At 45.3% G+C, this 14,050-nt stretch carries 12 protein-coding genes; 8 read left to right on the top strand and 4 right to left on the bottom strand.

Going from position 1 to position 14,050, the window contains the following annotated elements; all coding sequences use genetic code 11:
* The first annotated feature begins 151 nt into the window (after nucleotides 1-151).
* Nucleotides 152-1,762, top strand: coding sequence for a cyclic peptide export ABC transporter (locus QUA13_RS23815; protein ID WP_333202510.1), 1,611 nt, complete (start codon nucleotides 152-154; stop codon nucleotides 1,760-1,762).
* Nucleotides 1,752-2,180, top strand: a complete 429-nt coding sequence (locus QUA13_RS23810) for a GNAT family N-acetyltransferase (protein ID WP_333202509.1) — start codon at nucleotides 1,752-1,754, stop codon at nucleotides 2,178-2,180. The genes QUA13_RS23815 and QUA13_RS23810 overlap by 11 nt, the downstream gene beginning before the upstream one ends.
* Nucleotides 2,181-2,182: 2 nt before the next feature.
* Here the strand turns inward: QUA13_RS23810 and QUA13_RS23805 are convergent, their stop codons facing one another.
* Nucleotides 2,183-2,542, bottom strand: a complete 360-nt coding sequence (locus QUA13_RS23805; RefSeq protein ID WP_333202507.1) for a Spx/MgsR family RNA polymerase-binding regulatory protein — start codon at nucleotides 2,540-2,542, stop codon at nucleotides 2,183-2,185.
* Nucleotides 2,543-2,620: 78 nt separating this feature from the next.
* Entirely contained in the window at nucleotides 2,621-3,064 is a 444-nt protein-coding gene (locus tag QUA13_RS23800; protein WP_333202505.1) for a DUF4332 domain-containing protein, read from the bottom strand.
* A 399-nt stretch (nucleotides 3,065-3,463) separates the two neighbouring features.
* On the opposite strand from QUA13_RS23800, the gene QUA13_RS23795 reads away from it, so the two are divergent.
* From QUA13_RS23795 to QUA13_RS23775, 5 genes are all read left to right on the top strand, one after another.
* Nucleotides 3,464-4,852 (top strand): aminopeptidase P family protein, encoded by a 1,389-nt coding sequence (locus tag QUA13_RS23795; protein WP_333202503.1) that lies wholly within the window; start codon nucleotides 3,464-3,466, stop codon nucleotides 4,850-4,852.
* A 180-nt stretch (nucleotides 4,853-5,032) separates the two neighbouring features.
* Complete coding sequence (locus QUA13_RS23790) at nucleotides 5,033-6,589, top strand: adenylate/guanylate cyclase domain-containing protein (RefSeq protein WP_445242743.1); 1,557 nt, start codon at nucleotides 5,033-5,035, stop codon at nucleotides 6,587-6,589.
* Nucleotides 6,590-6,860: 271 nt separating this feature from the next.
* A complete protein-coding gene (locus tag QUA13_RS23785; RefSeq protein ID WP_333190041.1) occupies nucleotides 6,861-7,847 on the top strand; it encodes a GntR family transcriptional regulator in 987 nt (328 codons plus the stop codon).
* Between the two features lie 261 nt (nucleotides 7,848-8,108).
* Nucleotides 8,109-8,777: a nitroreductase family protein gene (locus QUA13_RS23780; protein WP_333202499.1), complete on the top strand. Its 669-nt coding sequence runs from the start codon at nucleotides 8,109-8,111 to the stop codon at nucleotides 8,775-8,777.
* Nucleotides 8,778-8,941: 164 nt separating this feature from the next.
* On the top strand, nucleotides 8,942-10,831 hold the full coding sequence (locus tag QUA13_RS23775) for a hypothetical protein (protein ID WP_333202497.1): 1,890 nt from the start codon (nucleotides 8,942-8,944) through the stop codon (nucleotides 10,829-10,831).
* A 64-nt stretch (nucleotides 10,832-10,895) separates the two neighbouring features.
* Here QUA13_RS23775 and QUA13_RS23770 read toward each other — a convergent pair whose 3' ends face one another.
* Together QUA13_RS23770 and QUA13_RS23765 are read right to left on the bottom strand one after the other, a co-directional pair.
* Nucleotides 10,896-11,534, bottom strand: a complete 639-nt coding sequence (locus QUA13_RS23770; RefSeq protein ID WP_333202495.1) for a Uma2 family endonuclease — start codon at nucleotides 11,532-11,534, stop codon at nucleotides 10,896-10,898.
* Nucleotides 11,535-11,724: 190 nt separating this feature from the next.
* Nucleotides 11,725-12,501 (bottom strand): ABC transporter permease, encoded by a 777-nt coding sequence (locus tag QUA13_RS23765; RefSeq protein ID WP_333202493.1) that lies wholly within the window; start codon nucleotides 12,499-12,501, stop codon nucleotides 11,725-11,727.
* A gap of 127 nt (nucleotides 12,502-12,628) precedes the next feature.
* Between QUA13_RS23765 and QUA13_RS23760 the strand changes: the two genes are divergently transcribed.
* A complete protein-coding gene (locus tag QUA13_RS23760) occupies nucleotides 12,629-13,786 on the top strand; it encodes a DegT/DnrJ/EryC1/StrS family aminotransferase (RefSeq protein WP_333202491.1) in 1,158 nt (385 codons plus the stop codon).
* The last annotated feature ends 264 nt before the right edge of the window (nucleotides 13,787-14,050 follow it).

Here is a 14,050-nt window from a genome sequence, read left to right as displayed (position 1 = left end):
ATAGACAGTTATGGACGCAGAGTGTCCATATATAGTTTTTTGTATGGGCAATCCCCCCGTGGTTGCCCCTAAATCGGGAAAAAATTGACAAAATAGGTAAGGATGCGATCGAGCTCTGACTACCGTCAAAAATCAACCTCAATAAACTTCTATGAATATAATTTGGTTACTGTTAAAAGCTTCTTGGTTAAATGTTTCCATCGCCATACTCACAGGCTTAATCAGCGGCGGTTGCAGCGCTATGTTAATTGCTCTAATCAACCGCGCCATTAGCGACAATTCAAATCAGAATTTAGTCTGGTATTTTGCCGGATTAGCAGTTTTGGCTCTCGTCGCCGGAGTCATCTCGCAATTTTTGTTAATCTACCTTTCTCAAGAAGCTGTTTACAATCTGCGCCTGAGTTTGAGCCGTGGCATTTTGTCTACTCCTTTGCGGAATTTGGAAGAGTTGGGCGCTAACCGCTTGCTGGCAACTCTCACAGATGATGTGGGAACGCTTTCTAATACTATATTTTTGATTCCTTTTCTCTGTGTTGATATCGCCGTTGTTATCGGCTGCTTAACTTATTTAAGCACGATTTCGGGTACAGTTTTTGTTGTTGTATTTTGTTTTATGGTGCTGACAATTGGCACGGTGCAGTTGTTGCTAAATAAAATGCGGAAATTCTTCGATTTAGCTAGAGAAGAACAAGATATATTGTTTAAGCATTTTCGCAGTATTACTGATGGAATTAAGGAACTAAAACTGCATTCCTTGCGCCGCCAAGAGTTTTTTACGGAAGAATTGCAGGGGAGTGCTGATGCTTCCCGCAATTATAACGTGACTGCTTTGAATACTGGTGCAGTTGCGATGGGAGTTGGGCAGTTGCTGTTTTTTATGCTGATGGGTTTGTTGTTATTTGTCTTACCCAAATTTGTGCCTGTTTCAACTCCGGTTTTGTCAGCTTACATTCTGACAAGTACCTATTTGATGTCTCCGTTTAACAATATTTTGCAAAGGTTGCCGGCGCTTTTTCGTGCTAATACTTCTGTGGAAAAGATAGAGAGAATGGGATTGGCTTTGGCGAGTCAAGCTGAGATAACTTCAACGGTTAAACTGCCTGACACGGCTCAGTGGGAGACGCTGGAGTTAAATCGAGTAATTCACAGCTATCCGGGAGAAAAAGAAGACAGCAATTTTAGTTTGGGCGAGCTTAATTTGAAGTTTCATCCCGGTCAATTGGTGTTTATAATTGGCGGTAACGGCAGCGGTAAGTCTACTTTAGCTAAGTTAATCACTGGTTTGTATATTCCTGAATTTGGAAAAATTATCCTAGATGGTCAGCCAATTACTGAGGAAAATCGAGAGTGGTACAGGCAGCATTTTTCTGCGATTTATTCGGATTTCTATCTGTTTGAAAGGCTTTTGGGGATGACTAATCACGATTTGGACAAGCAGGCTGCTGAATATTTACGAGAGTTTCATTTGGAAAAGAAAGTTCAGGTGAAAGATGGAGTTTTGTCAACTACGGCTTTGTCTCAGGGACAGCGAAAGCGGCTGGCTTTGCTGACGGCGTATTTGGAAGATAGACCGATTTATTTGTTTGATGAATGGGCTTCGGATCAAGATCCGTTTTTCCGGGATATTTTTTACAAGCAGTTGCTACCGGAGTTGAAGGGGCGGGGAAAAACGGTTTTTGTGATTAGTCACGATGACCGCTATTTTGATTTAGCCGATCGCGCAATTAAACTAGATTACGGTAAAGTAGAGTATGACCGATAAAATGGATAACTACCGAATTGTCGAAACTTTGAATGACAGCCAGGTTTCCGACTTGATGGATTTGTACAAAAACGAGTTTTGGAGCGACAAGCGGACGCGGGAGGATGTTGTGAAAATGCTGGCTGCGACTGATGTTATCATTGGTTTTGTCGATGATAGCGATCGACTAATTGGCATTACCCGCGTCATCACCGATTTCGTATACAGAGCCATGATTTTTGATGTAATTATCAAGCCGACACACAGAAGGATGGGACTGGGTGCAAAGTTGATGGATGCAGTTTTAAATCATCCCAAATTGCAAACTGTCGAGAACTTTGCTCTTAACTGTTTGCCGAACATGATGCCATTTTACCAGCGTTGGGGTTTCTCAGATGATGTGGGCGAACTTAAGTTTTTGCGGCGCACAACAGGCTAAAATCAGCCCTTTGAAAGCCCCAATTTTTCTCTAATTGCGTCTTCTTTGAAACCTACTAAAACAGCCGTTCCATCTTTAACGAAAAGAGGACGTTTCAGCAGCATCGCATCCTTTGCAAAAGCCTCTACCCACTCTTCGCTAGTCCAATTATTTTTGTCATCACCCAAAGCGCGATAAGATTGACCGGAAGTATTTCGCATAGGTTTAAAACCCAAAGCCTCTACCCAGCTTTTAATTGTTTCGCGAGTTGGCTGCTGTTCTTTTGTGTTAATGAACTCGTAATTAATATCGCTATCTTTGAGCCACTGGAAAGCTTTTTTGCAGGTTCCGCAGTTAGGGATTCCGTAAACTTGAATTGACATAATAATGATTGTTGATTGTTGACTGTTGACTGTTGACTGTTGGCTAATACCAACTGACGACTGACAACTGACAACTGACTAATGACTGCTGACTAATCTAGCTTGTTGAACCCATTTTTGCACGCGATCGACTGAAGGAGTTAAGTCATTGCGCTGCATTGTCGCTACGTGCAGCCTTAAAATTTGTTGGTGCAATCTCTCCACGGGCATTTGAGCCAATTGAGCCGGAGAAGCCACTCCGGCGTGAAGTAACAGCCCGCAATACTGACACCCTACACTCGGAATTCGAGCCAAATTTGCCATCGCTACCCATTTATTAACATATTGAATGTTAATCTGTAATTGATGCGCTAGCAACACTTTCGCAGCCTGCGTTTTCGTCATCCGAATTAGTTGTTCGGTTGTGGTGATGCTGCACTCTTCCAGTTGAGACTGGTTTTCCTTGCTCAATCCCGGTAAGTGTGCGATCGGCCAGTCGCGTAGTTGCAAGGAAGTTTGAGGAGCTTTGTGAACAGTTTTCATGTTTTTTTCCGTACATTTTACTTATACTTTAAAGTCTAAAATATAAAACAGTCAATAGAGGCGATCGCTCATGTCACAAAATCAACAAACACCAGACCAACACATTTTGCTGATTGCGGGTATTGCCACCGACGATGCTAATTGTCGGCGTAGTCGCACTTCCAGCTTTTTTGTCCTAGCAGTCTGACAGTGTTATTACTGAACAAAATCATGCCGACGATCGCGACAAATACGATGAAAAATACCGCTAAACAGATAATAGCAAGGAAGAAGATAAAGATGAAACTTTTTCCAAAAATGACGGCAAACTTTGCAGTCAGGACTTTAGTGCTTTAAGGTCGAGAGCAAAAAAACTCCCGGCTTACTGCAAACCCAACTCAAAATAATTGGTTTTTACCCATGAAAATTACAAAAAGTGATAAGTTTTTAGCAAATAGTTTGCACGAACGGCGGCAAAAACTAGCCAGTTTAATTGATTTTCATACAATTCTCTGGTCTGGTTGCAGCATTCCTCGCAATTATCCGGCACTTACTTATCCCTTTCGCGCCAGCAGTCACTTTCTATATTTTGCTGGTTTGCCCTTAGAAAATGCTGCCATTCGCTTAGAATCTGGCAAATTAGAACTGTTCTTAGATGACGCACCTGCTAGCAGCACTCTTTGGCACGGAGAGATGCCGAAAAGAGCAGAAATTGCCGAACTAATTGGGGCTGATGCTGCTTTCCCAATGGCCGAATTAAAAGCGCGATCGACAAATGCAGCAACTATCGCGGTTCAGGATTCTTTGACTCAGTTGCAACAGTCTCAAATTCTCGATCGCCCTCTGGCACCGCCCAAATCCCCAACCGGAATCGACCTAAAATTAACTCAGGCGATCGTATCTCTGCGCCTGAGCCACGATGCAGCCAGTTTGGCCGAATTGCGTCAAGCTGCGTCTGTCACCGTAGAAGCCCACAAAGCGGGAATGGCGGCCACTCGAAATGCTCAAATTGAAGCAGGGGTGCGCGCTGCAATGGAAAGTGTCATCATCTCCAAAAATATGACCTATGCGTATCCCAGTATCGTGACTGTGCATGGGGAAGTCCTGCACAGCGAACATTATCACAATCCCCTACAAACAGGAGATTTGCTGTTAGCAGATGTCGGTGCGGAAACATCAACGGGATGGGCGGCTGATGTGACTCGCACTTGGCCTATTTCTGGGAAGTTTTCTCCAACTCAAAGAGCGATTTATGATGTAGTTTTGGCAGCGCACGATGCTTGTATCGATAAAATTAGTCCGGGCATGGAATATCAAGACATTCACCTGTTAGCTGCTCGAATTATGGCGGAAGGATTGGTTGATTTGGGCATTTTGCGGGGGAAGGTTGAAGATTTGGTAGAAATGGACGCTCACGCGCTGTTTTTTGTCCACGGTATCGGACATTTAATCGGTTTAGATGTTCACGATATGGAAGATTTTGGAGATTTGGCTGGCTATGAAGAAGGAAGAACGAGAAGCAGTCGGTTTGGGTTGGAATTTTTGCGGCTGAATCGAGTTTTGCGTCCGGGAATGCTGGTATCGATCGAACCGGGATTTTATCAAGTTCCGGCAATCTTAAATAACTCGAAAAATCGTGCCAAATATAAAGATTTTGTTAAGTGGGAGGAGTTGGAAAAATTTGCAGATGTGCGGGGAATACGCATAGAAGATGATATACTTGTCAGCGAAGAGGGTAGAGAAGTATTGACAGGGAAATTGCCGACAAAAGCTCCGGAGATTGAAGAGTTAGTTACGGTAAATACGTAAGTAGAGCCGAGTTCGATCGCCCTCAGTTCGAGCGGGTATGAAAAAAGATAAATAAAGATGAATAAAGCTTGGCAAATAGGTCTTTTGATGCTCGTTGAAAAACTTGCCGCGCAAGTCCAAAAATTCGCAGCACAGAGACTTGCGCGCATTTTTCAGAAACGTGTATCCTCGCCACCGCCGATGCAAGCTGCACCTTTGCCCAGCAACGAAGAAGAGAGGCTAGAAGCACTTTACCGCTACCACATTCTCGATACAGATGCCGAAGCAGCTTTTGATGACCTAACAGCTTTAGCCTCTTATATTTGCGGCACTCCTATTGCTTTAGTCAGCTTAATAGATTCTAACCGACAGTGGTTTAAATCAAAAGTCGGTCTGGAAGCGCCAGAAACTCCGAGAGAGTTAGCTTTTTGCGCCCACGCTATTTTAAATCCCAACGAATTGCTAGTTGTACCGAATGCTCTAGAAGACGATCGCTTTGCCGGCAATCCGCTAGTAACTTCCGATCCCAATATTCGATTTTATGCTGGAACCCCGCTAGTAACTGCTGACGGTTTCCCGATCGGCACTTTGTGCGCGATAGATACAGTTCCTCGCAAACTCACTCCAGAACAGCTAGAAGCGCTGCGGACTTTAGGGCGGCAAGTTATTACCCAAATGGAGTTGCGAATTAATCTGACTAAATTAAAGCGCGCACAGGTTCGGCAGAAACAAGTTGAAGCAAAACTCCGTTCAAGTGACGAGCAAATTGTCAATTTTTTGGAAGGGATGAGCGATGCTTTTTTTGCTTTCGACCTCCAGTGGCGATTTACTTACGTCAATTACAAAGCAGCGCAATTTCTACAGCAATCGCCGGAAGAACTTTATGGTAAAAATTTTTGGGAAGAGTTTCCAGAATTAGTTAATTCGGATGTTTATGAAGAGTATCATGGAGCTGTAGCAAAACAAGTTGGAGTGGCTTTTGAACAATATTATCGTCCCTTAAAAGTGTGGGTGGAAGTCCGGGCTTTTCCTTCTCATGACGGCATTTCAGTGTTTTTTCACGACATAACCAAGCGCAAGCGGATGGAATCAGCACTCAGAAAAGAACAGAAAAAAACTGAAAGTTTACTGCTAAATATTTTGCCAGAACCGATCGCCGACAGGTTGAAGTACCAACCGGGGTTGATTGCAGATAAGTTTGAAAAAGCAACAATTCTTTTTGCTGACTTGGTGAATTTTACCCAAATTTCTACCACCATGTCCGCAACTAAATTAGTGTACTTACTGAATGAAATTTTCTCAGCTTTTGACCAACTCAGTGAGAAGCACGGCTTAGAAAAAATCAAGACGATCGGGGACGCTTACATGGTAGCAGGCGGTATTCCCATTGAACGCCCAGACCACGCAGAAGCGATCGCCGAAATGGGGCTGGATATGCTAGCAGCAATTAAGGAATTAAATGTGAAGCTAGACGCGCAATTTGACCTCCGCATCGGGATTAATAGCGGCCCGGTAGTAGCGGGCGTAATCGGCACTAAAAAATTCATTTACGATTTATGGGGAAATGCCGTGAATACAGCCAGCCGCATGGAATCTCACGGCATAACAGGTCGCATTCAAGTCAGCCACTATACTTATGACTTGCTCCAGGATAAATATGAATTTGAAGATCGCGGCGAGATCGAGATTAAAGGTAAAGGGGAAATGCGGACTTATTTGCTGACGGGGAGAAAAACAGCAAGCGATCTCAAAATCTGAGAGTAAATAGGGAGCATCCCGATTTTATAAAAAGCGTTTTTTTAGGAGTGTTCGCCTATAGATATCGAAGCGAGATACAGCCATTGTAGGGACACGGCATTACCGTGTCCCTACGGGGAACGAAAAAGTGGCTGCGATCGCAAGGCAAGCAAAACCGCCACCGCAGATCAACCAAATAAGATTATGCTATAGACAGAGATATCCGAGCAATCCTAGGCGCGGTACTCGACGTTATAAAAATACTAAGTTGAAGTCGTCGGAGCCTTTAATAATGGTTCAATTTCATATTCAAACCGATAGCGATATTCCAGCATCCACCCAACTATTCAATCAAATCAGGTTTGCGATCGCCTCGCGACAATTTCCGCCCGGACACCGCTTGCCCAGCACCAGACAGCTAGCCATGCAGACGGGTTTGCACCGCAACACCATCAGCAAAGTATACCGACAGCTCGAAAATACCGGACTCGTAGAAGCCCAAGCAGGATCGGGCATTTACGTCCGCGCTCAAGGCAACGAAGTTGTAGGCAACAAACTCAAATCTCCGATCCTAGAAGAATATCCCCTTGCCAATAAAATAGTACAAGGAAGTATCGATCAACTGCTGGAACAGGGCTGTACGCTCAACCAAGCGAGGGAATTATTTTTGGCCGAAATTGACTGGCGGCTCAGGTGCAGCGCCCGAGTGCTCGTCACAGCCCCCACAGAAGACATCGGCGTGGGCGAGCTGATGGCGAAAGAACTCGAACAAGCTCTGCGCATTCCCATACAGTTAGTGCCGATGGAACAGCTAGGTACTTTTTTGGATCAAATCTCTTCGGGAACTGTGATCACGAGTCGATATTTTATCGGAGAAGCAGAATCAATTTCGGCACCGCGTTCGGTGCGAGTTATTCCCGTAGACATCTACGACTACAGCCAGGAAATCCAGTTAGTGGGGGGTTTGCCGAAAGACAGTTATTTAGGGCTCGTCAGCCTGAGTCCGGGAATGCTGCGATCGACCGAAGTCATCATCCACAGCATCCGGGGAGAGGATTTACTGGTGATGACGGCCTTGGTGTCAGACGAGTACAAGATTAACTCGATCGTGCGATCGGCCAGAACAATTTTTTGCGATCAACCGAGTTTTGCTACAGTAAAAGCTGCCATCAATGCGGCTAGAGAAGATATTATTCGTCCCCCGCAACTGATATGCTCCGAAAATTACATCGGCTCTAAGTCCATTAATTTGCTCAAGCGCGAGTTGGGCTTGGGATGATACGATTTTCGATTTTCGATTTTCGATTTTCGATTAAAAAATTGGGAATGACTGCATAATGGTTGGGATATTCTTTAGAGTTGCATCCTTTTGAGAACTGGTATAATTCCCAATTCCTAATGGGCGTAAGCTGCCCACGGCGCACCCTAAATAATTAGGTTATTCGTCCAGGACTGAACTTGTAACTTTCAACTTCCAGTACCCGATACCGGATACCCAATTCCCAATTACCGATTACCAATTACCAATTACCAATTATCCATGACAATTGAAATCCAACCTTCAATTAATGTTAAAACCGCGATCGAAAGCCGACGGGCCGCGCGCAGTTTCAAACCCGATCCGATTCCCCCAGCAATATTGGCAGAGATTTTGCGGTTGGGAGTGCGATCGCCGTCTGGTTACAACTTGCAGCCTTGGCGGTTTATTGTACTTCAAGACCCAGCCAGCAAAGAAAAATTAAAAGCTTGCGCCTTCGATCAGCGCCAAGTGGTAGAAGCCCCAGTAGTATTAATCTGTTGTGGCGATCGGCGCGCCGGTGAACCCGAAAACACCGAAGCCGTCATCGAATTGGGCAAAGCTGCAGGCGCAATGAATGACAATTTAGCCAGTTATATGCGACAAGCAATCCCGCAATTGTTCGAGAACCGTCCCTGCTTCGAGTCCCTAGAAACTTGGACAAACAGGCATACAATGCTCGCAGTAGCTCACTTAATGATTGCAGCTAAAAGCTTTGGGGTAGACAGTTGTCCGATGGAAGGTTTTGTCGGCGCTAAGGTGAAAGAAGCCTTTCAAATTCCCGAAGAAGTAGATGTTTGCTGTTTGCTGCCGCTTGGTTATGCAGCAGAACCTTTGAAACAATACGGCGGGCGTTTTGAGGTGACTCAAGTTTATTACAGTGAAAGTTATGGAGAGACTTTGCAAGTTTAGATTTGAGAGTTAAGATTTTGTTGCAACTTGAATTTTAAGAGTTAAGATTTGGAATGAATCGGTATCAAAGTTCAAACAAATCAAAAATCCCGACAGTTCTGCAATCTAAAATCTAAAATTCAAAATCTAAAATCGAAAGTGGTGATATCAGACAGAGGAAAAATATGACAGTAGCAGCGCGACAAACCAACGCCCAAATTCTAGAAGTAAAGTTGCAGCAGCACTTGCAAGCAGCCGGATTTAAAAATTTACCGCTTTATATTAGTTGCGATTTTCGAGATGACTCTTTAACGGTTGTGGGAGAACACCCGCGCAGTTTAGTTCTCAAAGCAAAACCGACTTTTGCGGTGCTAGAAGCAGCAATTATCGAAATTGAACCGGAATCTATTCAACAGATTGGACTTTGCCTAAAAATTACCGGTCAAAAACAGCCTTATGCTTTCCATTCTTTTACCATGCACCAGCCTGTTTTGTCTCGACCAAAAACAGTGCAGTTGTTCAAAAAAACAGAGAATATCCCCGCAGCAGAAACCGGGATAGTCTTAACAGAAAATGCGGCCCAGACGGCGGATGTAGAGGAAGACATACCGTTAGAAACGGATGGGAAAGATGCGTGGGATGAAGAATATTTCCCCAATTTTTCTGAGAGTTCCAGCAATTCCGATCCGATCGCCTTTAAGGTAGCTGCAATACCGACAGATATTGCAGAAAATCCCTTCAATCCGCTGGATATGGAAGCGGTAACAGTTGCCCAAAAACCCAAGCATTCACCGTTTGCGATGCTGGCTGCAGCAGGAATGGTCAGCATGGCGGCGCTAATTTTGGCAGGCGGTTATTATATGCTGAGCCGCCCCTGCGTCATCGGAGAATGTACTGCATTAGCTAATGCCAAGCAGTTGAGCGAGAATTCGACGAAGACGCTGAAAACGTCAAAAGTTGCCAACAGTCCCCAAGAAGCGCAGCGACAGTTAAAACAGGCGATCGCCCTTTTAGAACCGATTCCTTCATGGTCAATTCATCGCGGTGAAGCTCAAAGCGCCCTGGAAAATTACCGGAAGCAAAATCAGAATTTAAACTCTGCGATCGATGCAGCGCGCTTCGCACAGTCGGCAGCCCAGAAAACCCAAAATCCGCCTTATTCGGCCCTGAACGGGCAGGAAGCGCAAGCTCTGTGGCAAAGTGCGATCGCCGAACTCGGAGAAATCCCCACAGACAGCCCAGTTTATCCGTTTGCTCAGAAAAAGTCAAAAGAATACCGGAAGAATGTAGCAACTGGAAATCGGCAGTTAAGCACAGAGAAACAAGCCGAAAAAACGCTGCTCGCCGCCAAAAATACAGCCCAAATAGCAGAAGCTCGCGAAGCCGTAGCTCAGACAGCCGAGACTTGGGCTCAAGTGCAATCAGGTTGGGAAGAATCCCTCGACATCCTATCAGAAATTCCCACGAGCACGACATCTTACCAACAAGCTAAACTGCTAGTTCCCAAATACGAAACCAAACTTTCAGAAGCTCGCGAGCGCAAAAATGTCGAAGGAATTTCGGAAAATGCGTATACTCAAGCTGTGACTTTAGCAGCGGAAGCTCGAATTTTTGAGGGCAAAAACGCCTGGTTTAAAGCATCAGAATACTGGCGGAGAGCTTTGAGTTACGCGGAGCAAGTGCCGGCGGCCACTTCATTTTCCGAGAAAGCCCAACCGCTGCTCGCTTCCTACAAAACTTCCTTGCAGCAAGCAGAAGTAAGGTTGCAGGAAGAAAGAAACTTGCAAAAAGCCCGCACGGATTTAGATAGAACTTGTAAAGGCAACCCCAAGATTTGCGACTATACTGTTAGCAAAGGTTTGATTGCCGTGCAGATGACTCCTAATTACGTGCAGAAACTGCAACAAACTTTCATCCAAGCGGAAAACAACAACGCTACCAAGACTCGCCAAGCTGTAGAAAAGCACGTTCAAACATTGCAAAAAGCCTTGGAGGCGATCGCCGAAAACGCCAAAATCCCAATGCAGGTGTACGATGGCGAAGGCAAGCGGATTGCGAGTCACGAACCGAAGTAAGCTGTAGTTGTAGGGTGCGTGAGGGCGAAAAATTTGTCAGTCAGAACGATCGCAATATTTACACTCACGCATCACCAGCAATTTCACCCGCAGTCAATCCAGCTTGAAAAACTTGTTGCGCCGTCAAATTTAACTCTGGAAAAGCTGCGGATTCGATGTTGTCATCTCCCCGAAATTGACTAACTTCATACTCATCATCAATCAACCGATAAATCGAAATAGTCGGTTGCTTGGGATTTCCGATAAACCTGCGGCCACCCAACCCGAGATAATCCACAATCCAATATTCAGGAATCCCGATTAGTTCATATTCGCCCACCTTCCTGATGTAGTCATTTTGCCAATTCGTGCTAACGACTTCAACAACGAGCGGAATTGATGCGCCTTGAGTCACAGTTGAGAACTTTTGCCACAGAGGTTCTGATGCTAAATTTGGGCGGTTTAATATTAAAATATCTGGAGAATAAGCAGAGAGGTTTTCGATCTTTTTAACTAAGGCTTGTTTGGGGAAAATGTACGGAAGTTTTCGCCTTCTGGACTCAGCGTTTAACTCTGAACCTAAAAAACTGATAACTTCTTCATGCTCTCCTAATGGCTGTGACATTTCAACAATCTCTCCATTGTGCAGTTCATAACGTGCATTTTCGGGCTTCCATTCCGCAAATTCTTCAAAAGTTAGCGGTTTAGTTGCAGTTTGAATCATGGCTATTCTCCTTAGTGATGACTGGGGCGGGCTATTCTGCTCACCCCACAAGATAACTCACTCTGTGTGGAACAGGCCGGAAAGCCTGTTCAATAAAATAAGGCTAAATGCAAGTTCCTACCTACATTATATTACCAATTATCAATGCCCAATTATCAATGCCCAATGCCCAATGCCCAATTCCCAATTACTATTTTATCAATTGTGCATCTTGATTGAAAAACTTCCGGGACAATCCCTCAGTCAACAGCAGAGTTGCGATTACAGTTGCCAGCGCTAACACAAACATAATCAAAATCTGGTAAGATGCTGCATCGAGAGGACTGACACCGCTCAGCATTTGACCTGTCATCATCCCGGGTAAAGTTACGATTCCTACCACCGTCATTGTATTTAATGTCGGGATTAATCCAGCTTTGATGGCATCTTTGCGGTACTGCTTTATTGCTTGCTGCGGCGTCGAACCTAAACTTAAATGGGTTTCTATTTCTAACTGGCTGCTATTAACTGTACTCAGAAGTCTTTCGCCAGCGATCGCCCCGGAGTTCATGGCATTGCCCAAAATCATACCCGCTAAAGGAATCAGGTATTGCGGTTCGTACCAAGGGTCAGGTTGCAAAATTAGCAAGTTTGTATAGGCGAGAGTCAAGGCCGTACTGATAAAAATTGAACTCCAAACTAAGGGCAGTAAGTTCTTGATTTTTTTGCTGATGCGGTTGCTGGCAACCATGCTAGCTGTTGTCAGCATGATTGCTAAAACTGCTAAAACCAGCCAAGGATTTTTCCCCTCGGGGTCAAATACGACTGCGAGCACGTAGCCGACTAAGATTAGCTGGATCAGGGTGCGCCCCGCTGCGATCGCGATCGCCCCCTCCAATCCCAATCCTTGCCACGCCGAAAGCCCGATCGCGATCGCCACCATCCCCAAAGCCCAACCCAAATCTGTAAAATCTAGCAGAATTAACACCGGAGAACCCTTTCGATAATGTGATTGTTTGCCTGTCCAAATATAAGATATTGCAATAAAGGTTTCTCAGAAACAGTTTTGCTGCAAGAATTTGCTTTGATAATGGTTGAAATTTGTGGTGTGAAGAGTGAATAATGTCCCCCCCCTCGACTTAACCCGCCAATACGCGCAGATTGGCGACGAGATAAGCGCTGCAGTGCAAAAAGTGCTTGCCTCTGGCGGCTACGTAGGCGGCCCGGTCGTAAAGAGTTTTGAACGAGAGTTCGCCGACTACACGGGAGTTTCCGAGTGCGTTGGCTGCAACTCCGGCACGGATGCGCTGATTTTGGCCTTGCGAGCTCTCAAAATTGGCCCTGGCGATGAAGTGATTACCACTCCTTTTACCTTTTTTGCTTCGGCTGAGGTAATTAGCGCCGTCGGTGCAACTCCCGTATTTGTTGATATTGACAGCGGGACTTTTAATCTGGATGTCGAGCTCCTCGAAGTGGCAATTACCGACAAAACTAAGGCAATTATGCCAGTGCACATCTTCGGCCAACCGGTAGACATGACTCGGCTGATGGAAATTGCGACTCGGCACAATTTAGCCGTAATTGAAGATTGCGCGCAGTCTGTCGGGGCCGAGTGGCAGTCTCGAAAAGTCGGTAGCATTGGCCATGTCGGCTGCTTCAGTTTTTACCCGACCAAAAATTTAGGCGCTTGCGGTGACGGTGGCGCGGTGACGACAAACGATCCTGCCCTCGCAGCTTCGATGCGAGTGCTCAAAGAACACGGACAGTCTTCTAGATATTTCTACGAAGAAATCGGCTACAACAGCCGTTTAGATGCCCTGCAAGCGGTGATTCTCAGCATTAAATTGCGGTATCTCGACAGTTGGAACGCTCAGCGGCAGGAGAAAGCGACACTTTACAGCGAATGTCTCTCCCGCGTGCCCGGAGTTGCCGTTCCCAAAGAATTGCCGGAAGCAAAAGGAGTTTGGAATCAATACACGATCCGGCTGACAAGTCCAGAAGACGCGCAAAATCCCTCTAGCAATTTTCGAGATTGGATGCGGGCTCAGTTGCAGGAATCCGGCATCGGTTCGATGGTTTACTATCCGTTACCTTTGCACCTGCAACCTGTTTACAAATCTTTGGGCTATCTCCCCGGTCAGTTGCCACAGGCCGAGCAAGTTTGTCGCGAGGTCTTGTCTTTGCCGATGTTTCCCGAACTGTCGAGGGATCAACAAGAGCGGACGATTTATGGGCTGAAAGATTGCTTGGCAAAGGCCGATCGCATCCGGTAGCTTTGGCGCGATGGCATAAGCGAGGGAAATGCAGGAGGAGAAAAGAATTGCAGGGTTGCAGTGCTGTGAGAATGTGCAGCGATCAGTCGATTTTAGATTTTAGATTTTAGATTTTAGATTTTAGATTTACTCCACAGATAAATCTGGGAGGTTGAACTAGGGTCTAAAATTTTTATCTTTCCACGACTTACAGCGGTTCCCGCTGTAATTTGGTACAATAAATAATCACAAAATATCATTTTGTATTCAAAACTAATGAAAACA

The sequence above is a fragment of the Microcoleus sp. S28C3 genome, from assembly GCF_036700785.1.
Taxonomy (GTDB): Bacteria; Cyanobacteriota; Cyanobacteriia; order Cyanobacteriales; family Microcoleaceae; genus Microcoleus; species Microcoleus asticus.
The sequence above is the reverse complement of the archived record's forward strand: the minus strand, read 5'-3'. Positions and strand labels throughout refer to the sequence as shown.